At 71.0% G+C, this 20,522-nt stretch carries 19 protein-coding genes; 11 read left to right on the forward strand and 8 right to left on the reverse strand.

The window, feature by feature from the left end; translation table 11 throughout:
* Nucleotides 1-202: 202 nt before the first annotated feature.
* The 3 genes from B0I28_RS05410 to B0I28_RS05420 are packed head-to-tail and all read right to left on the reverse strand — an operon-like array spanning nt 203 to nt 3,725.
* A complete protein-coding gene (locus B0I28_RS05410; RefSeq protein ID WP_106362797.1) occupies nt 203-1,333 on the reverse strand; it encodes a bifunctional 2-methylcitrate synthase/citrate synthase in 1,131 nt (376 codons plus the stop codon).
* Nucleotides 1,330-2,226 carry a methylisocitrate lyase gene (gene prpB / locus B0I28_RS05415; protein ID WP_106362798.1) on the reverse strand — a complete coding sequence of 299 codons (897 nt, stop codon included), beginning with the start codon at nt 2,224-2,226 and terminating at the stop codon, nt 1,330-1,332. Before prpB ends, B0I28_RS05410 begins: the two co-directional genes overlap by 4 nt.
* A complete protein-coding gene (locus B0I28_RS05420) occupies nt 2,226-3,725 on the reverse strand; it encodes an MmgE/PrpD family protein (RefSeq protein ID WP_106362799.1) in 1,500 nt (499 codons plus the stop codon). Before B0I28_RS05420 ends, prpB begins: the two co-directional genes overlap by 1 nt.
* A 142-nt stretch (nt 3,726-3,867) precedes the next feature.
* Here B0I28_RS05420 and B0I28_RS05425 point away from each other — a divergent pair, with 142 nt between their 5' ends.
* Nucleotides 3,868-5,292, forward strand: a complete 1,425-nt coding sequence (locus B0I28_RS05425) for a short-chain fatty acyl-CoA regulator family protein (protein WP_106363399.1) — start codon at nt 3,868-3,870, stop codon at nt 5,290-5,292.
* On the opposite strand, the gene B0I28_RS05430 is transcribed toward B0I28_RS05425, so the two are convergent.
* From B0I28_RS05430 to B0I28_RS05440, 3 genes are all read right to left on the reverse strand, one after another.
* Complete coding sequence (locus tag B0I28_RS05430) at nt 5,289-6,827, reverse strand: MDR family MFS transporter (RefSeq protein ID WP_219926582.1); 1,539 nt, start codon at nt 6,825-6,827, stop codon at nt 5,289-5,291. The genes B0I28_RS05425 and B0I28_RS05430 overlap by 4 nt on opposite strands.
* On the reverse strand, nt 6,817-7,401 hold the full coding sequence (locus B0I28_RS05435; protein WP_181245647.1) for a TetR/AcrR family transcriptional regulator: 585 nt from the start codon (nt 7,399-7,401) through the stop codon (nt 6,817-6,819). Before B0I28_RS05435 ends, B0I28_RS05430 begins: the two co-directional genes overlap by 11 nt.
* A gap of 80 nt (nt 7,402-7,481) precedes the next feature.
* Entirely contained in the window at nt 7,482-9,446 is a 1,965-nt protein-coding gene (locus B0I28_RS05440; protein ID WP_106362801.1) for a potassium transporter Kup, read from the reverse strand.
* Nucleotides 9,447-9,819: 373 nt separating this feature from the next.
* Between B0I28_RS05440 and B0I28_RS05445 the strand changes: the two genes are divergently transcribed.
* Nucleotides 9,820-11,571, forward strand: a complete 1,752-nt coding sequence (locus tag B0I28_RS05445) for an ABC transporter ATP-binding protein (protein WP_106362802.1) — start codon at nt 9,820-9,822, stop codon at nt 11,569-11,571.
* 116 nt (nt 11,572-11,687) lie between these two features.
* Nucleotides 11,688-13,190, forward strand: coding sequence for a glycoside hydrolase family 43 protein (locus tag B0I28_RS05450; RefSeq protein WP_106362803.1), 1,503 nt, complete (start codon nt 11,688-11,690; stop codon nt 13,188-13,190).
* A 61-nt stretch (nt 13,191-13,251) separates the two neighbouring features.
* Here the strand turns inward: B0I28_RS05450 and B0I28_RS05455 are convergent, their stop codons facing one another.
* On the reverse strand, nt 13,252-13,710 hold the full coding sequence (locus tag B0I28_RS05455) for a universal stress protein (RefSeq protein WP_106362804.1): 459 nt from the start codon (nt 13,708-13,710) through the stop codon (nt 13,252-13,254).
* Nucleotides 13,711-13,862: 152 nt separating this feature from the next.
* Here B0I28_RS05455 and B0I28_RS05460 point away from each other — a divergent pair, with 152 nt between their 5' ends.
* From B0I28_RS05460 to B0I28_RS05480, 5 genes are all read left to right on the forward strand, one after another.
* Nucleotides 13,863-15,317, forward strand: a complete 1,455-nt coding sequence (locus tag B0I28_RS05460) for a basic amino acid/polyamine antiporter (protein ID WP_106362805.1) — start codon at nt 13,863-13,865, stop codon at nt 15,315-15,317.
* Nucleotides 15,318-15,329: 12 nt separating this feature from the next.
* A complete protein-coding gene (locus tag B0I28_RS05465; protein ID WP_106362806.1) occupies nt 15,330-16,571 on the forward strand; it encodes an arginine deiminase in 1,242 nt (413 codons plus the stop codon).
* 103 nt (nt 16,572-16,674) lie between these two features.
* Nucleotides 16,675-17,556 carry a sigma-70 family RNA polymerase sigma factor gene (locus B0I28_RS05470; RefSeq protein WP_106362807.1) on the forward strand — a complete coding sequence of 294 codons (882 nt, stop codon included), beginning with the start codon at nt 16,675-16,677 and terminating at the stop codon, nt 17,554-17,556.
* Nucleotides 17,557-17,646: 90 nt separating this feature from the next.
* Nucleotides 17,647-18,135 (forward strand): DUF2975 domain-containing protein, encoded by a 489-nt coding sequence (locus B0I28_RS05475; protein ID WP_106362808.1) that lies wholly within the window; start codon nt 17,647-17,649, stop codon nt 18,133-18,135.
* Nucleotides 18,135-18,401, forward strand: a complete 267-nt coding sequence (locus B0I28_RS05480; protein WP_106362809.1) for a helix-turn-helix domain-containing protein — start codon at nt 18,135-18,137, stop codon at nt 18,399-18,401. Before B0I28_RS05475 ends, B0I28_RS05480 begins: the two co-directional genes overlap by 1 nt.
* On the opposite strand, the gene B0I28_RS05485 is transcribed toward B0I28_RS05480, so the two are convergent.
* On the reverse strand, nt 18,398-19,189 hold the full coding sequence (locus B0I28_RS05485) for an aldo/keto reductase (protein ID WP_106363401.1): 792 nt from the start codon (nt 19,187-19,189) through the stop codon (nt 18,398-18,400). The genes B0I28_RS05480 and B0I28_RS05485 overlap by 4 nt on opposite strands.
* A gap of 163 nt (nt 19,190-19,352) precedes the next feature.
* Here B0I28_RS05485 and B0I28_RS05490 point away from each other — a divergent pair, with 163 nt between their 5' ends.
* The 3 genes from B0I28_RS05490 (at nt 19,353) to B0I28_RS05500 (ending at nt 20,517) form a co-directional block, all read left to right on the forward strand.
* Nucleotides 19,353-19,823 carry a rhodanese-like domain-containing protein gene (locus B0I28_RS05490; RefSeq protein WP_106362810.1) on the forward strand — a complete coding sequence of 157 codons (471 nt, stop codon included), beginning with the start codon at nt 19,353-19,355 and terminating at the stop codon, nt 19,821-19,823.
* 64 nt (nt 19,824-19,887) lie between these two features.
* The gene (locus B0I28_RS05495) at nt 19,888-20,136 is read left to right on the forward strand and encodes a type II toxin-antitoxin system Phd/YefM family antitoxin (protein WP_425433428.1); all 249 of its coding nucleotides are present in this window, start codon (nt 19,888-19,890) and stop codon (nt 20,134-20,136) included.
* Between the two features lie 3 nt (nt 20,137-20,139).
* Entirely contained in the window at nt 20,140-20,517 is a 378-nt protein-coding gene (locus tag B0I28_RS05500) for a type II toxin-antitoxin system VapC family toxin (RefSeq protein ID WP_106362811.1), read from the forward strand.
* Nucleotides 20,518-20,522 lie beyond the last annotated feature (5 nt).

The following is a 20,522-nucleotide window of genomic DNA, read 5'->3' on the forward strand; positions in this document are numbered from 1 at the left end:
TCCCCGTCGCCGCCAAAAGACCCGCACCCCAACACACCCCAAGCCGCAAAACCCAGCCCCGCCCCACCACACACCCCGCTGTCGCCGCCGAGAAAGACCCGCGCCCCAACACACCCCGAAAGCCACAGCACCCGACCCCACCCCACCACCCACCCCGTTGTCGCCGCCCGCACTGAGCGGACACACGACCACGATGCGCCGATCAGGCGGCGGCCGCCGGGACCGGGCGCTCGTGCGGGCCGGTGTAAGCGCTCAGAGGGCGGATGAGGGCGTTCGCGTCGAGCTGCTCGATGATGTGCGCGGTCCAGCCGGTGATGCGGGCCATGACGAACAGCGGTGTGAACATCGGGATGTCGAAGCCCATGAGGTAGTAGGCGGGCCCGGCCGGGAAGTCGAGGTTCGGGTGGATGCCCTTGGCCGCCAGCATGGCCGACTCCAGCTCCTCGTACATCCGCACCCACCGCTCCCCGCCCGTCAGGGCCGCCATGTCGTCCAGTGCGGCCTTCATGGTGGGGACGCGCGAGTCGGCGTCCTTGTAGACGCGGTGCCCGAAGCCCATCACCTTCTCCTTGGCGGCCAAGCGGTTCCGCAGCCAGTCGGCGGCGCGCTCGGGCTCGCCGATCTCCAGCATCATCTTCATGACCGCTTCGTTCGCGCCGCCGTGGAGCGGGCCCTTGAGGGCGCCGATCGCGGCGGTCACGGCCGAGTACATGTCGGAGAGCGTGGAGGCGACGACGCGGGCGGTGAACGTGGAGGCGTTGAAGGAGTGCTCGGCGTAGAGGATCATCGAGACCTCGAAGCAGCGCAGCACTTCCGGGGCCGGGACCTCGCCGAAACACATGTGGAAGAAGTTGGCGGACCAGCCCAGGGACGCGTCGGGGGCGATCCGGTCGAGGCCGCGGCGGCGGCGGTGCGCGTGGGCGATCACCGTGGGGAGCTTCGCGAACAGCGCTTCGGCCTTGGCCTGGTTGGATTCACGCCGGTTGTCGTCCTCGGCGGGGTCCTCGGCGCCGAGGCTGGAGACGGCGGTGCGCAGCAGGTCCATCGGGTGGCAGCCGTCGGGGACGCGGTCGACGACCCCGATGGTCGAACGCGTCACTTCCCGTTGGGCGCGTTCACGATTGACGAAGGCCGCGAGCTGGGCCGCATCGGGGAGCTCGCCGTACCAGATGAGGTGCGCGACCTCCTCGAACGAGCGGGACGCGGCGAGCTGCTGCACCGGGTAGCCGCGGTACGTCAGGGACAGCGTCTCGGGCACGACCTCGGAGATCGCGGTCGTGTCGGCGACGACTCCGGCAAGGCCCTTGTGGACGTCCAGCGGTGCGGTGCTCACGATTCCCTCCCGGGGACCTCGAAGTTGAACAGCTCCTGGTCGAACTCGTTGTAGGAGGCGTAGTCGACCAGGTCGTAGAGGCGGGCGCGGGTCTGCATGCGCTCCACCAGGGACGCCTGCGTGCCTTCGGTCTTCAGCGTCGCGAACAGCTCGTCGACGGCGCCCATGGCGGCGCGGAGGCTGGAGACGGGCCAGATGACGAGGTTGTAGCCGAGGTCCTCCAACTGCGCCGCGGTCAAATTAGGGGAGGTCCCGAACTCGGTCATGTTGGCGAGCAGCGGAACGTCGATCGCCTTGCGGAAGGCCGCGAACTCGGCCTCGTCGCGCAGCGCTTCGGGGAACACCAGGTCCGCCCCGGCGTCCACATAGGCTTTCGCGCGGTCGATCGCGGCGTCGAGGCCCTCGATGGCGCGGGCGTCGGTGCGGGCGCAGACGACGAAGTCCGGGTCGGTGCGGGCCTTGACGGCGGCGGCGACGCGGCGGACCATCTCATCGGCGGGGACCACGGCCTTGCCGTCGAGGTGCCCGCAGCGCTTGGGGTTCACCTGGTCTTCGAGGTGGCAGCCCGCGAGCCCGGCGTCCTCCAAGGACCGGATCGTGCGGGCGACGTTCCCGACCTCGCCGAAGCCGGTGTCCGCGTCGATCAAGGTGGGGAGGTCGGTGGCGCGGGCGATCTGGCCGCCGCGGGTCGCGACCTCGGTGAGCGTGGTCAGCCCGATGTCGGGCAGGCCCAGGTCGGCGGCGAGGGCCGCGCCTGAGACGTACACACCGTCGAAGCCGTGGTCGGCGGCGGCCTTCGCGACCAGGGGCGAGAACGCCCCGGGGAGGCGCTGGAGGCGGCCCGACGCGAGGCCCTCGCGCAGGCGGCGGCGCTTCTCGGACGGAGTCGGCATCAGAAGAGCCCCTTCGCGGTCGGTTCGGTCAGCGCGCCGGGCGGCGCAGCCAGGTTGAGGGCCCGGACGCCGTTCGCGTCGAGCGCGTCGATGCGGCACGCGAGGTCGAGGAACCGGTCCTGCTCGGCCTCGTCGATGACCCCTTCAGTGAGGGTGCGGAACTTCGCGATGTACTGCTCGCGCCCGAACGGCCGCGCCCCCGCCGGGTGCGCGTCGGCGACGGCCAGTTCGTCTTCGATGAGCGTGCCGTCGTCGAGCGTGATGACGACGCGCCCGCCGAACGCGCGCTTGCCCGGGTCCGGGTCGTGGTACCGCGCGGTCCACTCCGGGTCCTCCACGGTGCGGACCCTCCGCCACAGGCGCACGGTCGATTCCCGGTGCGCGCGTTCGGGGGTGTAGGACCGCTCGTGGTGCCACGCGCGGTCTTCGAGGGCCACCGCGAAGATGTACATGATCGAGTGGTCGAGGGTCTCGCGGCTCGCGTCGGGGTCGGTCTTCTGCGGGTCCTCCGCGCCCGTGCCGATCACGTAGTGCGTGTGGTGGCTCGTGTGGATCACGACCTCGCGGATGCGGTCGAGGTCGACGCGCGGGGCCATGCGGCGGGCCAGGTCGATGAGCGCCTGGGACTGGTACTCCGCCGAATGCTCCTTCGTGTACGTGTCGAGGATGGCCCGCTTCGCCTCGCCCGCAGCGGGAAGCGGCACCTCATACACGGCTTCCGGCCCGCTGAGGAGCCGCGCGATCACCGCGTCCTCGCCTTCGTAGATCGGCGACGGGGCGCCCTCGCCGCGCATCGCCCGGTCCACGGCCTCGACGGCGGCCTTGCCCGCGAACGCGGGCGCGTACGCCTTCCACGAGGAGATCGCGCCCTTGCGGGACTGCCGGGTCGCGGTCGTCGTGTGCAGCGCCTGCCCGATCGCCTGGTAGACGGTCTCCACGGGCAGGTCGAGGAGCGCGCCGATCCCGGCGGCGGCCGAGGGGCCGAGGTGCGCGATGTGGTCGATCCGGTGCTCGTGCAGGCAGATCCCGCGCACCAGGTCCACCTGGACCTCGTATCCGGCGGCGATGCCGCGCACGAGCGCGCGCCCGTCGAGGCCCCGGTGCTGCGCGACCGCGAGCACGGGCGGGATGTTGTCGCCGGGGTGCGAGTAGTCCGCGGCCAGGAACGTGTCGTGGAAGTCCAGCTCCCGCACGGCGACCCCGTTCGCCCAGGCGGCCCACTCCGGGGAGGACCGGAACGCCGCCGGGAGGCCGAACACGGCCGCACCCGGCGCGTACGGGTGCGCGCGGGCCTGCGCGCGGGCGCTCGCCACGGGACGGCGCGCGAGCGACGCGGCGGCGACCGCGGCGTTGTCGATGACCCTGTTCCCGATCATCTCGGCGACCTCCCGCTCCACCGGGACCGGGTCGACCGCGGCCGCGGCGAGCTTCCAGGCCAGCTGGCCCTCCCGGGGCAGGTCCTCGCGGGAGGCGTGGGTGCGGACGCGGTGGGTGATCACTCGGCGGCTCCTAGCGCTGCGGCGGCGGGTACATTTCACAGTATGCACACACCCGGATGCCCTTGAAACCGCTGTAAATGTGGTTTCTTGTGGAAAATTCCGGGCCGGTTTGTGGAATCTGTGAAAGGACGAGGCCATGGCGCTGCGCAAGGCGAAGGTGGGGCTGCGGCTGCGCCGGTTCCGCGAGGAGCAGGGGCTCACGCAGGCCGCGCTCGCGACCGCGCTGGGGATCTCCACGAGCTACGTCAACCAGATGGAGTCGAACCAGCGGCCCATCACCGGGCCGGTGCTGCTGCGCCTCGCCGAGGTCTACGACGTGGACGTGCAGCGGTTCTCCGCCTCGGAGAGCGACCGGCTCACCGCGCAGCTGCGCGACGCGCTCGCCGACACCGCCCACGCCGACCGCGTCTCGGACGGCGAGGCCCGCGAGCTCGCCGAGTCGATGCCGGGCCTCGCGCAGTACGTGGTGGACCTGCACCGCCGCTACCAGCACATGGTGGAGCGCAACGCGGCGATGAGCGCGGAACTCGACAGTGCCTCTTCGGGCCGGGACGGCGCAGGTTCGCCGACGGCGCACGAGGAGGTGCGGGACCTGTTCTACGCCAAGCGGAACCATGTGGCCGCGCTCGACGAGGCCGCGGAGCGGATGTACGAGGAGGCCGCGCTCGATCCCGGCAGCCTCGCCGAGGGCCTGGCCCGCCTGCTCCACGATCGCTACGGCACCGTCGTCGTCGATCTCGAAGCGGGCGAGGCGAACCGCGTGAAACGCCGCTTCGACCCCGACGCCCGGGTGCTGCGGGTCTCGCCGCTGCTGAGCCCCGGGCAGCGGGCGTTCCAGCTCGCCACGCACCTCGCGCTCGTCGCGTGCGACGACCTCATCAGATCCGAAGTGGAGGCCGCGGACCTGTCGGGGGACGAGGCCCGCGGCCTCGCGCGGATCGGGCTCGCGAACTACTTCGCGGGCGCGCTCATCCTCCCGTACGGTCCGTTCCTCAGGGCCGCAGAGGAACTTCGCTACGACATCGACCTGCTCGGGCGGCGCTTCCGCGTCGGGTTCGAGACCGTGGCGCACCGGTTGTCGACGCTCCAGCGGCCCGGCGCGCGCGGCGTGCCGTTCTTCTTCGTGCGCGTCGACCGGGCCGGGAACATCTCGAAGCGCCAGTCCGCCACCGACTTCCACTTCTCGCGGGTCGGCGGCACCTGCCCGCTGTGGGACGTCTACGAGGCGTTCGCGAGCCCCGGGCAGATCCGCACGCAGCTCGCGCAGATGCCCGACGGCCGCTCCTACCTGTGGGTCGCGCGCACCGTGACGCGCCGCTACGGCGGGTTCGGGACACCCGCGAAGACGTTCGCGATCGGCCTCGGCTGCGACCTCCACCATGCGCACCGGCTCGTCTACGCCGACGGGCTCGACCTCGCCAACCCGGCGATGCTCACCCCGATCGGCCCCGGCTGCAAGGTGTGCGACCGCAAGGGCTGCCCGCAGCGGGCGTTCCCCGCGATCGGCGCGCCGCTGGAGGTGACCGACCGCCAGAGCCGGTTCACCCCCTACCCGTCGGCGAGTTAATGCGAGGGCGCGTGCTCCGCGTCGTCCCGGAGCTTCCGGTTCGGCAGGAAGAACGCGAGCACCGTGCCGACCAGGATCACCGGGACCAGCCCGAGGAAGATCGGCAGCAGCGCGTCCGAGTACGCGTTGATCACCTGGTCGCGCAAGGCGTCAGGGAGCGAGCGGACGATCGCGGGCGTGATCGACTCGGCCCCGGCGCCGCCGAAGTCCGTGCCGATCCCGGCGAGGTGGTCGGTGAGCCGGTTCGTGAAGATCGCCCCGACCACCGCGACGCCCACCGTGGCGCCGATCTCGCGGAAGAAGTTGTTCGAGGAGGTCGCGGTGCCGACCTCGCTCTGCGGGAACGCGTTCTGCACGGCGAGCACCAGGTTCTGCATGACCAGGCCCATCCCCGCGCCGAGGACCGCGATGTAGGCGCACAGGACCCACACCGGCGACGACGGGTCGAGTGTGGACATGAGCCAGATGCCGACGGGCATCACGAGCATGCCCGCGACCACGAACCCCTTGTACCGCCCCAGCTTCGACACGAGCGACCCCGAGGTGACCGCGGTGAGCATCATCCCTGCGACCATCGGGATGAGCAGCAGGCCCGACTCGGTCGCCGAGTAGCCGTACACCATCTGGAGGTACGTCGGCATGTACGAGATGACCGCGAACATGCCCAGGCCGATCGCGATCATGCCGATGAGCGTGGCGATGGAGAACACCGGGTTCTTCACCATGCGCAGCGGGATGAGCGGCTCCTTCGCGCGCTGCTCCACGACCGCGAACAGGACCGCGGCGGCGATCGTGACCGCGCCGAGCCACAGGATGGTCGGCGACGTCCAGTCGTACTCGGTGCCGCCCCACGTGCACACCAGGATCAGCGAGGTCACGGCCACGGCCATGAGCGCCGTCCCGAGATAGTCGAAGGCGACCTTGACCTGCTTGCGCGGCAGCTTGATCGCGAGCGCGGAGATGAGGAGCGCGGCGACGCCGAGCGGCAGGTTGATCCAGAACGCCCAGCGCCAGTCGGCGTTGTCGGTGATCCAGCCGCCGAGGAGCGGGCCCGCGACGGCGGCGAGGCCGAACACGGCGCCCATGGGGCCCATGAACTTCGCCCGCTGGCGGACGGGGACGAGGTCGGCGATGATCGCCTGGGAGACGATCATGAGCCCGCCGCCGCCGAGGCCCTGCAGGGCGCGGAAGGCGATGAGCTGCGGCATGTCCTGCGCGAATCCGGCGAGGCCGGAGCCGACGACGAAGACCGCGAGTCCGGCGAGGAAGAGCTGGCGGCGGCCGATGAGGTCGCCGAGCTTGCCGTAGACGGGCATGCCGATGGTGGCGGCGAGGATGTACGCGGTCGTCACCCAGGCCATGTGGGAGAGGCCGTCGAGTTCGCCGACGATCGTGGGGAGCGCGGTGGAGACGATGGTCTGGTCGAGCGCCGACAGGAGCATGGTGACCATGAGCGCGGCGTAGATCCACCCGAAGTGGGAGGGGAGCTTGGCGCCCGCGCGCTCCGCGGGCGGTTCGAGGGTCTCAGTGGTCACGGCGGACTCCTAGCGCGGGAAGGATGACGGCGTCGATGTAGGCGGTCAGGTACTCCGAGTCCGGGTGCTTCCCGGTCATCATGGGGCGCACGGCGATGGGCGCCAGGAGCAGTTCGTGGACGAAGCGCCGCCCGGGCGGGTCGGGCGGGATCTCGCCGCGTGCGATCGCGCGGTCGATGACGGTCTCGACGGCCCGCTCGATCGGGGCGGCCATGACCTCGCGGACGGCGGCGGCGAGGTCGGCGTCGGAGCGGGCGGCGTTGTGGATGCCGGCCATGAGCTCGTGGTCGCCGGGCGCGGCGTGCTCCATGGGGCCGACGCCGGCGACGAGGTCGCCGCGGAGGCTCCCGGTGTCGACGGCTTCGAGCGGGTGCGGCTTGCGGTTGCGGACGGCCTCGACGACGAGGCGCGGCTTGCCGTTCCAGTGGCGGTAGAGCGTGGCGGTGCTGGTGTGCGCCTCGGCGGCGATCTGCTGCATGGTCACGTTCTCGTAGCCGTGCTCGCGGACCAGGCGCTCGACGCATTCGTAGATCTCGGCCTCGCGCTCGGGCGTGAGCCGTGAGCGTCGTTCCATCCGCCTGCTCCTATCGAAACGAAGTGTTTTCGTTTCGATCATAAACACGCCGCGGACGCCGCGTCCACGCGTGTGGCGGATCAGACTTCGATCTGGGACCCCATGATGATCGTGCGCTCGCGCGGGAGCCGGAAGTGGTCGGCGGCGTCGGCGGTGATCCGCGAGGTGGCGATGAACAGGTGCTTGCGCCACTGCGCCATCGTCGGCTGCTCGCTCGCGTGCAGGTGGATCGTCGACAGGAAGTACGAGGCGTCCCCGATGTGCAGCCGCCCGCCGTGCCCGGCGCGGTCGAGCTGCGCGAGCGCGCGCGGCACGTCCTGGACCTCCATGTACCCGAAGCGGATCTGCACGTAGACGATGCCGTCGTCGGCGAAGCCGAGGAAGTCCTCCTTGACGCGGTCTTCGTCGCCGACGCGCGGGACCGGCTGCGTCTCGATCGAGGCGATGACGATCTGCTTGTGCCGCACGTGGTTGTGCTCCATGTTGGCGCGCAGCGCCAGCGGCGTGGTGAGCTTCCCGCGGTTGAGGAACACGGCCGTGCCGCTCACGCAGTTCGTCTTCGGCAGCTCGGCGCGCAGCTGCTTGACGCACGCCCGCAGCGGGCCCTCGCGGCGCTCGCGCTCGGCGGTGACGATCGCGCGGCCCTTCTGCCACGTGACCATGACGGTGAACGCGGCGAGCCCGATGAGCAGCGGCAGCCACGCGCCGTGGACGAGCTTCGTGAAGTTCGCGGCCAGGAACAGCAGGTCGAACCCGATGAGGACCGCCCCGCCGCCGACGACCAGCCACAGCGGCAGCTGCCAGCGCGACTTCGCGATGTACAGGAACAGGAGCGTCATGATCGTGATCGTCCCCATGACGGCCATGCCGTACGCGTACGCGAGCGCGTGGGAGGACCGGAACGCGAACACGAGGGTGAGCACCGAGACCATGAGCAGCCAGTTGATCCACGGCACGTAGATCTGGCCGTACTGCTCCGCGGAGGTGTGGTCGATGCGCAGGCGCGGCAGGTACCCGAGGCGCGACGCCTGGGCGGCGACGGAGTAGGCGCCGGTGATGACCGCCTGCGCGGCGATGATCGTGGCCGCCGTGGCGAGGAGCAGCAGCGGCAGGCGGGCCCAGCCGGGGGCGAGGAGGAAGAACGGGCCGGAGACGGCGGCGCCGTCCTCCAGGATCATCGCGCCCTGGCCCATGTAGTTGAGCAGGAGCGCGGGGAAGACGAGGATGAGCCACGCCTTGGTGATCGCGGGGCGGCCGAAGTGGCCCATGTCGGCGTACAGCGCTTCGGCGCCGGTCACGCACAGCACGATCGCGGCGAGCGCGAAGAACGCGATGTGGAAGTGGTCGAACAGGAAGTGCGCCGCGTAGTAGGGCGAGAGGGCCTTGAGGATCTCGGGGTGCCCGCCGATCCCGCGGATGCCGAGGACGGCGAGCACGCCGAACCACACGATCATGACCGGTCCGAAGGCCCGGCCGACGACGGCGGTGCCCTTGCGCTGCACGAGGAACAGCACCACGATGATGAGCGCGGTGAGGGGGATGACGAGGCTGTCGAGGCGCGGTTCGACGACTTCGATGCCCTCGATGGCGGAGAGCACGGAGATCGCGGGCGTGATCATCGAGTCGCCGAGGAACAGGGACGCCCCGAAGATGCCGAGCGCGGCGAGGGTGAGCGCGGCGCGGCGCCCGCGCCCCTGCTTCCACTTGTGGAGCAGGGTGATGAGGGCCATGATGCCGCCCTCGCCGTCGTTGTCGATGCGCATCGCCAGGAGCACGTACGTCACCGTGACGATGATGACCATGGACCAGAACATGAGGGACACGACGCCGTAGATGCTCTCGGGGGCCACGGGCACCGGGTGCGGGTCGGCGGGGTTGAACACGGTCTGGAGCGCGTAGATCGGGCTGGTGCCGATGTCGCCGAAGACGACGCCGAGGGCGCCGACGACGAGCGCGAGGCGCGTGGCGTCCCGGACGCCGTGCCCGGGCTGGGGCGCGGTGTCGGTTGCGGGTCCGGGCTGACCCGCGCTGCCGGCGGCGGTCACTTGCGGTCACTTCCTGTCGGGCGGTCGGTCGGCGGGCACGCGCGGGCGGGCGTCCGCGGTCGTGTCCGACCGATGCACGATACCCCGCTGAGCGGCCCCGCCGACCTGGAGCCGCGAACGGGGGACGCCTGCCGGTGGACGGCGTTGCCGCAGATCACACCTCGATTGTCGTCCCGTTCCGGCCGCTGTGCCACTAAAAATGCCGGGGCGTCCGGGCCCGCGGCGGGGCTACGATGGTCGGCGGTGATCCCCCGGGGCCGGACGGCCGCGGGGGCGTCCGCGGCCCCCTTCCCCATCCAGTCCCCGAGCCCTGCTGCGGCGCAACCGAACCGGCGCAGACCCTTTCCCTCGAACCGAATCCGGGGCATTCCTGATGGACTCCATCACCCTCGACGGCAAGCACCCGATCGCGTCGCTCGCGCGGACCCTCAAGCCGCGGCGGGGGCGCCTCGCCGCGGCCGTCGCCGTCTTCATCGTCAAGGACAGCCCGGTGTGGCTGCTGCCGGTCATCACCGGCGCCGCGGTCGACGCGGTCGTCGGCGGCGGGCCGGTCTCGGACCTCGGCTGGCTCGCGCTCGGCGCGGCCGTCCTCGTGTTCCAGAACGTGTTCACGCACGTGTGGTTCACGGGCCTGTACATGGGCGTCGTGCGCTCGCTCGGCGCCGACCTGCGCAACGCGCTCGCGGCGCGGCTCCAGCTGTTGTCGATCGGGTTCCACTCCCGGTCGAACGCGTCGATCATCCAGAGCAAGGTCGTGCGCGACGTCGAGAACGTCGAGCTCATGCTCTCCCAGTCGGGCGGGCCGTTCCTCCAGGCGGTGTTCGTGTTCGCGGGCGCGATCACGATGACGGCGCTGTCGGTGCCGCAGTTCCTGCCGGTGTTCGCGCTGTCGCTGCCGTGCGGGTTCGGCGTCTGGTGGTTCACGCGCCGCCGCACGCAGGAGCGCAACCAGGAGTTCCGCAAGGAGATGGAGGTGTTCTCGGCGCGCGTCGGGGAGATGGCGGCGCTCATGCCGATCACCCGCGCGCACGGCCTGGAGCACATCGCGGCCGAGCGGGTCTCGCGGGTCGCCGACGAGGTGCGGCACCGCGGGCTGCGCCTCGACGTCGTCAACGGCCGCTTCGGCGCCGCGAGCTGGGTGACCATGCAGCTGCTGTCGGTCGGGTGCCTGCTGCTGGCCGCGGCGGTCGCACTGCTGGGGTGGGCGCCGATCTCGGCCGGGCAGGTCGTGCTGCTCGGCACGTACTTCTCGATGCTGACCGGGTCGGTGGGCTCGGTCCTGAACCTGGTGCCGGTGACGGCGCGCGGCACGGAGTCGGTGCGGTCGATCGCGGAGGTCCTCCAGGACCCCGACATCGAGCGCAACGAAGGCCGGTCCGTGGACGCGGTCGAGGGCCGGGTAGAGCTGCGCGGCGTCTCGGTGCGCTACCCCGATTCGGGGCGCCCGGCGCTGGACGGCGTGGACCTGGTGGTCGAGCCGGGGAATACGGTGGCGTTCGTGGGGCCGTCGGGGTCGGGGAAGTCGACGCTCATGAACACGGTGCTCGGCCTGATCCGGCCGGAGGCGGGCGCGGTGCTCGTCGACGGCGCGGACATGGAGGGCCTCGACATGCGGTCGGTGCGGCGGCACGTGTCGGTAGTGCCGCAGGACTCGGTCCTGTTCGAGGGGTCGGTGCGCGACAACATCACGTACGGGCTCGGCCCGATCGAAGATGAACGCGTGCGGGCGGCGCTGCGCGACGCGAACGCGCTCGAATTCGTGGAGGCCCTGCCGCACGGCTGGGACACGGTCGTCGGCGAGCGGGGCGCGCGCCTCTCGGGCGGGCAGCGCCAGCGCCTGTCGATCGCGCGGGCCCTCATCCGCGACCCGCGCATCCTGTTCCTCGACGAGGCGACGAGCGCGCTCGACTCGGAGTCGGAGCGGCACATCCAGGGCGCGCTGGAGACGCTCATGCGGGACCGCACGACCCTGGTGGTCGCGCACCGGCTGAGCACGATCCGCTCGGCGGACGTGATCGTGGTCCTGGAGCACGGCCGCATCGCCGAGCAGGGCACCCACGCCGAACTCCTCGCCGCCTCGGGCCGCTACGCGGCCCAGTGGGGCGTCCAGCACGCCGCGGCCTGAGCAGGGCATGCCGCGGCTTGACGCCTTGGGGAGGGCCCCCGGTTTCAAACTTAGCCGGGGGTACCTGAAGGGGAGCTGAAGCGGGATCAGAAAGTTTATCGACTAAACTTAGTCGCATGAGCACTCCCCGCGTGTCCGCAGCCGTGCATCCGATCGTCTCCGGTTTCCACCCCGACCCGACGGTGTGCCGGGTGGGCGAGGACTACTACCTGGCGCATTCGAGCTTCGAGTACTTCCCGGGGGCGCCGCTGTTCCACAGCCGGGACCTCGTGTCGTGGCGGCAGATCGGGAACATCCTCGACCGGCGGGGCCAGTTCCTGCGCGGGGACGGCCGCCCGTCGGGCGGGATCTACGGGTCGACGCTGCGCCACCACGACGGCCGCCTGTACTTCGTGACCACGAACGTCGGCCACGACATGGGGCAGACCATCGTCTCGGCCGAGCTCGTGTCCGATACCGACCATGCGAACCTGGTGTGGAGCGACCCGGTGTTCGTGCCGCAGGCCGCCGGGATCGACCCCGATCTGGCCTGGGACGAGGACGGCACCTGCTACCTCACCTGGACCGGCGCCGTCCGCACCGACGACGGCGGCCGCAGCGCGAACGGCATCTGGCAGGGCCGCCTCGACATGAAGACCGGCGGGTTCGAGGAGCCCCCGTACCGGGTGTGGGAGGGCTCGGGCCTCGCGTATCCCGAAGCGCCGCACCTGTACCGCATCGGCGACCGCTGGTACCTGCTGCTCGCCGAGGGCGGGACCGAGCGCGGCCACTCCGTGACGATCGCGCGCGCCGACCGCCCCGAGGGCCCGTACGAGCCGTGCCCGCGCAACCCGGTCCTCACCCACCGCTCCACTCCGCACCCGGTGCAGAACACCGGCCACGCCGACCTCGTCGAGACCGCCGACGGCGACTGGGCCGCCGTGTACCTGGCGGTTCGCCCCGGCGGGTTCACGCCCTCGTTCCACGTGCTCGGCCGCGAGACGTTCCTCGCGGGGGTCGACTGGGTCGACGGCTGGCCGGTGTTCGACGAGGACCGCTACGAGTTCGCGCCCGACCCGACCGGTTTCACCGACGAGTTCACGGCCGGCAGGCTCGGCCTGCGCTGGGTCGCGCCCGCGAGCGAGCCGGGCAAGATCGCGACGGTCCGCGACGGCGGCGGCCTCGACCTGCGCGACCCGGCCGACGGCTCACCCGGGCTGCTGTGCGTGCGCGTCAAGGACCTCCGCTGGGAGGCCGAAGCGGCGTTCGCCGGCTCGGGCCGGTTCGAGGTCCGCATCGACGACCGGCACCGGTACGGCCTGGTCTACGCCGAGGGCCGCGTCACTGCGGAGGCCCGGATCGGCGGGGTCACCGCCGAGCTCGGGTCGGTCGCGGCCGGTCCCGAGGCGGTCCTGCGGATCGCGGCGGTCGAGTGCGAGGCCGAGACGATGACCGCGTACGGCCCCGACGACCTCGTGCTCACCGCCGACGGCGCCGAGCTCGCGCGCCTCGACGGCCGCTACCTGTCGACCGAGGTCGCGACCGGCTTCACCGGCCGGATGCTCGGCGTCGGCGCCGCCGGGACCGGCTCGGTTCTGCGGCGGTTCGCCTACAGGCCTGCCGACGGCACACAGTCGTAAATGGTGCACAGTCGTAAACGGTCAAGGTCAGGGCCGCACTCGGCCCTGACCTTGAGCAGACCTAGTCCTTCTCGGACAGGTCGCGCACCACGACGACCGGGCACGGCGCGTGCGAGACGCAGTACTGGCTGACCGAGCCGACGAGCGTCCCCACGAACCCGCCGTGCCCGCGCGAGCCCACGACGAGCAGCGACGCGCCCTCGGCGGCGTCCATGAGGACCCGCGCCGGGTGCCCGGCGACCGAGTTCTGCACGATCACCACGCCCGGGTCGGCGCCCGCGGCCTGGTCGACCGCGCGGCTGAGGACCTGCTTCGCGGCGGACTCGAACTCCTCGTTGCTGGGGAGCGTCATCACCATGCCCGTGCCGTACGCGGCGGGCACCTCCCACGCGTGCACCGCCTCCAGCTCCGCGCCTGTGAGCGCGGCCTCGCGCAGCGCCCATTCGAGCGCGCGCTGCGACGGGGCCGAGCCGTCGACGCCGACGACGATGCGGTCCGGCTTGTGCTCTGAGACGTCCATGTCCGCTCCTTCCGTCTGGCCCCTTCTTGGGGGGACCGTCCGGGTACCCGAACGGGGCCCGCGCCAACCCGGGATCGGTGCGAATCGCCGCTTCCCGCTCCATTCGGGAGTTATATTCAGGCGTCACGGACCGACCGAGCAGCGAGGACGCCATGGCGCACGACACCGCCGCCAGCTCCGCCACCGCCGAAGCCCGCCCCGCAGCGAAGTTCACGTTCTGGACCATGACCGCGATGGTCGTCGGCTCCATGGTCGGCGCCGGCGTCTTCTCCCTCCCCGCCCGCTTCGCGCAGCAGACCGGCATCGCCGGGGCGCTCATCTCCTGGGCCGTCGCCGGGACCGGCATGCTCATGCTCGCGTTCGTGTTCCAGCACCTCGCCGTCCGCCGCCCCGACCTCGACGCCGGGGTCTACGCGTACGCCAAAGCCGGGTTCGGCGAGTACCCCGGCTTCTTCTCCGCGTTCGGGTACTGGGCCAGCGCCTGCGTCGGCAACGTCACCTACTGGGTCCTCATCATGTCGACGGTGGGCGCGGTCGTCCCGGCCCTCGGCGAAGGCGACACGGTCCTCGCAGTCGTCCTCTCCTCGGCGGGCCTGTGGGGGTTCTTCCTGCTCATCAAGCGCGGCGTCAAGGAGGCCGCGGCCATCAACCGGGTCGTGACGGTCGCGAAGCTCATCCCCATCGCGGTGTTCGTGGTCCTCGCGCTGTTCTTCCTCGACCCGCGCGCGCTCGCCGAGAACTGGGGCGGCGCCGACTACGCCGGCTCCCTGTTCTCCCAGGTGAAAGGCACGATGCTGGCGACGGTGTTCGTGTTCCTCGGCGTGGAGGGCGCGAGCGTGTACTCGCGGCACGCGAAGCGCCGCGAGGACGTCGGCCGCGCCACCGTCACCGGCTTCCTGTCGGTGTTCGCGGTGTTCGCGTCGGTCACGATCGTGTCCTACGGGATCATGCCGATGGACGAGATCGCCGAGCTGCGCCAGCCGTCCATGGCGGGCGTCCTGGAGCACGCGGTCGGCACGTGGGGCCTGGTGTTCGTCTCGATCGGGCTCATCGTGTCCGTGCTCGGCGCGTACCTGGCGTGGACGCTCATGGCCGCCGAGGTCCTGTTCGTCGCCGCGAAGGACAAGGACATGCCGCGGTTCCTCGCGCGGTCGACGCCCGCGGACGTGCCGGTCCCGGCGCTCGCGCTGTCGACGGCGCTGAGCCAGGTGGTCCTGGTCGTCACGTACTTCTCGGAGGACGCGTTCAACTTCGCGCTCGACCTCACGAGCGCGTTGACGCTCATCCCGTTCCTGCTCGCGGCCCTGTTCGCCGTGAAGGTGGCGACGGGACGGGACCGCGGCGCCGTGGGCTCGCGAACCGGCGGGGCGGTGCCGATCGCGCTGCTCGCGGTCGTCTACACGGCGTTCCTGCTGTTCGCGGCGGGCCTGAAGTTCGTGCTGGTGTCGTTCATCGTGTACGCCCCGGCGACGATCCTGTTCGTCATGACCCGCCGCGAGCAGGGGCGGCGCGTCTTCAGTCCGGGTGAGGCGGTGCTGCTCGCGGTGTCCGTGGCGGGCGCCGCGCTCGGCGTCCTCGCGCTCGCGCTCAGCTGGATCTCGATCTAAAAGGGGAAGCACATGGCCAACGGATACGGCGTCCACTCCGAAGTGGGCAGGCTGCGGAAGGTCCTCGTGTGCCGGCCGGGCCTCGCGCACCGGCGGCTGACGCCGACGAACGCGGACGGGCTGCTGTTCGACGACGTCATGTGGGTGGAGAACGCCCAGCGCGACCACCTCGACTTCGTGAACAAGATGCAGGCCAGGGGCGTCGAGGTCGTGGAGCTGCACGACCTCCTCGCGGCCACCGTCGCCGACCCCGCGGCCCGGTCGTGGCTCCTCGACCGGAAGATCACCCCGAACGAGGTGGGCCTCGGCCTGGTCGAGCCGACCCGCGCGTACCTGGAGTCGCTGACGCCCGCGTCGCTCGCGGAGTTCCTCATCGGCGGCCTCTCGACCGCGGACCTGCCCGAGGACCTGCGGCCGCCGTACATCGCGCTCGCCCGCGAATCGACGGGCGTGCGCGAGTACCTGATGCCGCCGCTGCCGAACACGCTCTACACGCGGGACACCACGTGCTGGCTGTTCGGCGGGCTCACGCTGAACCCGCTGTACTGGCCCGCGCGGCGCGACGAGACGCTGCTGATGAAGGCCGTGTACACGTTCCACCCGGAGTTCACGGGCTCGACGGTGTGGTGGGGCGACCCGGACGAGCAGTGGGGGCAGGCGACGTTCGAGGGCGGTGACATCATGCCCGTGGGGAACGGCGTGGTGCTCATGGGCATGAGCGAGCGCACCTCCCGGCAGGCGATCACGCAGGTGGCGCGGGCGCTGTTCGCGCGCGGCGCGGCGCAGCGGGTCGTGGTGGCGGGCATGCCGAAGCTGCGGTCGGCGATGCACCTGGACACGGTGTTCACGTTCGCCGACCGCGACGTGGTCACCCTGTACCCGAAGATCATGGACTCGGTGCACGCGTTCTCGCTGTACCCGGCCGACCGGGAGCCGGGCCTGGAGCTGGTCGACCACGGCACGGCCGCGTTCACCGACATCGTGGCGGCGGCGCTGGGCCTGTCGGGCCTGCACGTCATCGAGACCGGCGGCGACGTGTACGCCTCCGAACGGCAGCAGTGGGACTCGGGGAACAACGCGGTCGCGCTGGAGCCGGGCGTGGTCATGACGTACGACCGGAACACGCAGACGAACACGCTGCTGCGCAAGGCCGGGATCGAGGTCGTCACGATCGTCGGCGCCGAACTCGGCCGCGGGCGCGGCGGCGGGCACTGCATGACCTGCCCGATCGTGCGCGACCCCGTGGACTTCTGACCGGCCGCCGATAGTGACCGCCGCCACTCGGGCGGTGCTGCGGTCACATCCGGGCCGACGATTGCGTCATACCGGTGACCGCACTTCGGGGAAGGGACCGGACATGACCGACGACCAGTGGCTCGCACGCCGCTTCGACGAGGACCGCCCGCGGCTGGAGGCCGTGGCGTTCCGGATGCTCGGCTCCTCCGGCGAGGCCGAGGACGCCGTGCAGGAGGCCTGGTTCCGCCTGGCCGCCTCCGACGCCGACCGCATCGAGAACCTGTCCGGGTGGCTGACCACGGTGGTCGGGCGCGTGTGCCTGGACCAGCTGCGGCGCAGGAAGTCCCGCGCCGAGCAGCCCATCCCCGAGGCCGGGCCCGAGCCGGCCCCGCTGCCGGGCCTCGCCCCCGCGCCGGACGACCCGGAGTCGGCGGCGGTCATGGCCGACTCGGTGGGCCTGGCGCTGCTGGTGGTCCTGGAGACCCTCGAACCGGCCGAGCGGCTCGCGTTCGTCCTCCACGACATGTTCGGCGTCCCGTTCACCGACATCGCCCAGATCGTCGACCGGACACCAACGGCCGCAAGGAAGCTCGCAAGCCGGGCCCGCAACCGGGTGCGGGGCCTCGGCGAGCCGGAGCGCCGCGACGCGGCCCGGCAGCGCCAGGTCGTGGAGGCGTTCATGTCCGCCGCGAAGGAGGGGGACTTCGACGCGCTCGTGTCGGTGCTCGACCCCGACGTGACGCTCCGGACCGACGCGGCCGAGGTCGGCACCATCCTGCGCGGCGCGGCCACCATCGCGGGCGGCGCGATGACGTTCGCGGCCATGGCCTCCCAGGCGCAGCTCGTGTTCGTCGACGGCAAGGTCGGCGCGGTCTCCTCGATCCCCGGCCTGCCCACGCGGGTCCTCGTGTTCACCGTCGAGGACGGCCGGATCACCGCCATGGAGGGCGTCACCGACGCGGCGAGGATCCGCGGCATGGACCTGACGCTCCTCGACGACTGAGACGGCGCCGGGACTCCCGGAATCGTGTCATCCATCGTTCCTCGATCGGTATCTATTGACTTTCGATAGATACCGATCGAGAATCGATGCATGAACCAGTTCTTCACCCTCATCCTGCGGCTCGCGATCGCCGCCGCCCTCCTCGCCTCCCTCTTCGGCCAGATCATGATCGTCCCCAATTCGGGCATGCTGGAGTTCCAGCGCGACTACGGCCACGACCTCGCTCCGATCCTCGCCGCCGCCTCGATCATCGGCGTCGCCTGCGTCCAGGTCATGCTCGTCGCGGGCTGGATGCTCCTCGGCATGATCGACCGCGACGCGATCTTCAGCCGCAAGGCGTTCCGCTGGATCGACGTCATCATCGGCGCCGCGCTCGCGGGCGTGCTCCTCTCGCTCGCGGTGACCGCGTGCTTCTTCGCCCTCGACCCCGGGATCGACGAGATGGTCTTCTTCGGCGCGATGCTCGGCCTGGCCTCGTGCATCGGGGCCGGGTGCTCGTTCGCCATGCTCATGGTCATCATGCGGGGGCTCCTGCGCAAGGCCACCGAGCTGAAGACCGAGATGGCCGAGGTCATCTGATGGCCATCGCGGTGGACATCGACCTGCTGCTCGCCAAGCGCGGCATGTCCGTGGGCGAGTTCGCCGAGGCGGTGGGGATCAGCCCCGCGAACGTCGCGGTCCTCAAGAACGGGCGCGCGAAGGCCGTGCGGTTCTCCACGCTCGAAGCGATCTGCCGGGTCCTCGACTGCCAGCCCGGGGACGTGCTCCGCTTCGTCCCCGAACCGGAGTTAGGAACAGCGAACGGCGGCACCGGAGACCGGTGCCGCCGTCTCCGTCTTCCCTAGTGCCCGAACTGGTCCGAGTCGGCCGCCGCGGCCTCGCCGCGGTCCAGGCCCGACAGGGCCTCGACGTCGGCCGGGTCCAGCTCGAAGCCGAACACGTCGAGGTTCTGCTCCAGGCGCTCGGCGTTCGAGGACTTCACGGCCACCGCCAGGCCGAGCTCCAGGTGCCAGCGCAGCACGATCTGCCCCGGCGTCCTGCCGTACTTCTCGGCGAGCGCGGTCACGAGCGGGTCCTTGCGGACCTCGCCGCCCGCGCCGCCGATCGGGGACCAGGACTGGGTGACGATGCCCTTCGCGGCGTCGTACTCGCGCGAGGCGTCGCGGGTCGTGAAGGGGCTCAACTGGATCTGGTTGACGTCGGGCACGACCCCGGTGGCGTCGATGATCCGGTCGAGGTGCGCGGGCTTGAAGTTCGAGGTGCCGATCGCCTTGACGCGGCCCGATTCGAGCAGCTGCGCGAGGCCCTGCCAGGCCTCGACGTATTTGCCGTGGTCCGGGTTGGGCCAGTGGATGAGCAGCAGGTCGAGGTAGTCGAGGCCGAGGCGGTCGAGCGCGCGCTCGGCGGCCTCGGCGGCGAGGTCCACGCCGTGCCATTCGCGGTTGAACTTGGTGGTGACGAACAGGTCCTCGCGGGCGACGCCGGAGGCCTTGAGGCCCAGGCCGACGCCGCGCTCGTTGCGGTAGTTCTCGGCGGTGTCGACGAGGCGGTAGCCGAGTCCGATCGCCTCGGCGACCACCCGCTCGGCCTCGGCGTCGTCCATGGGCCAGGTGCCCAGGCCCAGGCGCGGCATGGCGGCGCCGTGGACGAGGTCGACCGTGGGTGCGGTGGGAGCCACGATTGCGTCCCTCTCTCATCGGTTGCGGTTCGGCGTCTAACGCTACCTCCCGCCCCGACAGGTGGCGCGCTTTGTACCAGTGCAAAGAAATCTTTGTATTGGCATGTACATTCGATGCATGGGAACGAATGAGAACGCCGCGCTGCGCGTGCCCCCGGCCTCCCCCGCCGACGCGCTCGCCCACTTCACCGGCCTGCTGACCTTCAGCACCGACGTCTCCGACGTGTTCGCCGCCGCCGACCTGGAGGACCCCGGCTTCACGCTCGTCGACACCCGCGGCGCAGCCGCCTGGTTCCAGGGCCGCGTCCCCGGGGCCGTGCACCTGCCGACCGACGAGATCGCCGCGCGCGCAAGCGGACTCGTCGACGCCTCCAAGCCCGTGGTCGTGTACTGCTGGGGCCCCGGCTGCAACGGCGCCTACCGCGCGGCCGTCGAGTTCGCGAAGCTCGGCTACCGGGTGAAGTACATGATGGGCGGCTACGAGTACTGGGTGCGCGAGGGCCTCCCGGTCGCCACCGACGCCGGCGTCGAACGCGGCCGCCCCGACCCGCTGACCGCCCCGTCGAGCGGCGTCTCCTGCGACTGCTGAGGTGATGCCGACACGGACACCTCGACCGATGCTAGACTGGACTAACTTAGTCCAGGAGGTTGCTGTGGACATGCTCGCTCACGAATACAACATCCACGAAGCGAAGACCCACCTGTCGAAGATCGTGGAACGGGTCGAACGCGGCGAGGAGATCATCATCGACCGGGCCGGGAAGCCGGTCGCGAAGATCGTGCCGCTGGTACAGCACGTGCAGCGGACGAGCTTCGGGATGTTCAAGGACCGGTTCGAGCTGCCCGGCGACTGGGACTCCGAGGAGACGAACCGGTCCATCGCCGAAGACTGGGAAGTCTGACCGGTGCGCCTGCTCCTCGACACGCACGTAGTGCTCTGGTGGTTCCGGGGCGACACCGACCAGTTCACCGAGAACATGCGGGAACTGCTCCGCAACGAGCTCGAAGTGTTCATCAGCCCGATCAGCCTGCTGGAAATCGAGCTGAAGCGCGCCCGCGGCAAGCTGCCGGTGCCCGACGACTTCACCGAGGCCGTCCGATCCAGCGACTTCCGGGAGCTCCCCGTCCGGCACAACCACGCGATCGCGGCAGGCCGCCTCCCCGACATCCATCGCGATCCGTTCGACCGGTTCCTCATCGCGCAGGCCCGGTGCGACAACGCCGCGCTCGTGACGCGCGACGCGGTGATCCCCAAGTACGACGTCGAGGTGCTCGCGGTCTGAACCCG

This window comes from Glycomyces artemisiae (assembly GCF_003002955.1).
In the GTDB taxonomy this organism is placed as follows: Bacteria; Actinomycetota; Actinomycetes; order Mycobacteriales; family Micromonosporaceae; genus Glycomyces; species Glycomyces artemisiae.

Coding starts and splice junctions, on each gene's coding strand:
- prpB (WP_106362798.1), bottom strand. CDS start 2,226: ATGCCGACTCCGTCCGAGAAGCGCCGCCGCCTGCGCGAGGGCCTCGCG.
- B0I28_RS05435 (WP_181245647.1), bottom strand. CDS start 7,401: ATGGAACGACGCTCACGGCTCACGCCCGAGCGCGAGGCCGAGATCTAC.
- B0I28_RS05445 (WP_106362802.1), top strand. CDS start 9,820: ATGGACTCCATCACCCTCGACGGCAAGCACCCGATCGCGTCGCTCGCG.
- B0I28_RS05450 (WP_106362803.1), top strand. CDS start 11,688: ATGAGCACTCCCCGCGTGTCCGCAGCCGTGCATCCGATCGTCTCCGGT.
- B0I28_RS05455 (WP_106362804.1), bottom strand. CDS start 13,710: ATGGACGTCTCAGAGCACAAGCCGGACCGCATCGTCGTCGGCGTCGAC.
- B0I28_RS05460 (WP_106362805.1), top strand. CDS start 13,863: ATGGCGCACGACACCGCCGCCAGCTCCGCCACCGCCGAAGCCCGCCCC.
- B0I28_RS05465 (WP_106362806.1), top strand. CDS start 15,330: ATGGCCAACGGATACGGCGTCCACTCCGAAGTGGGCAGGCTGCGGAAG.
- B0I28_RS05470 (WP_106362807.1), top strand. CDS start 16,675: ATGACCGACGACCAGTGGCTCGCACGCCGCTTCGACGAGGACCGCCCG.
- B0I28_RS05475 (WP_106362808.1), top strand. CDS start 17,647: ATGAACCAGTTCTTCACCCTCATCCTGCGGCTCGCGATCGCCGCCGCC.
- B0I28_RS05480 (WP_106362809.1), top strand. CDS start 18,135: ATGGCCATCGCGGTGGACATCGACCTGCTGCTCGCCAAGCGCGGCATG.
- B0I28_RS05485 (WP_106363401.1), bottom strand. CDS start 19,189: ATGCCGCGCCTGGGCCTGGGCACCTGGCCCATGGACGACGCCGAGGCC.
- B0I28_RS05490 (WP_106362810.1), top strand. CDS start 19,353: ATGGGAACGAATGAGAACGCCGCGCTGCGCGTGCCCCCGGCCTCCCCC.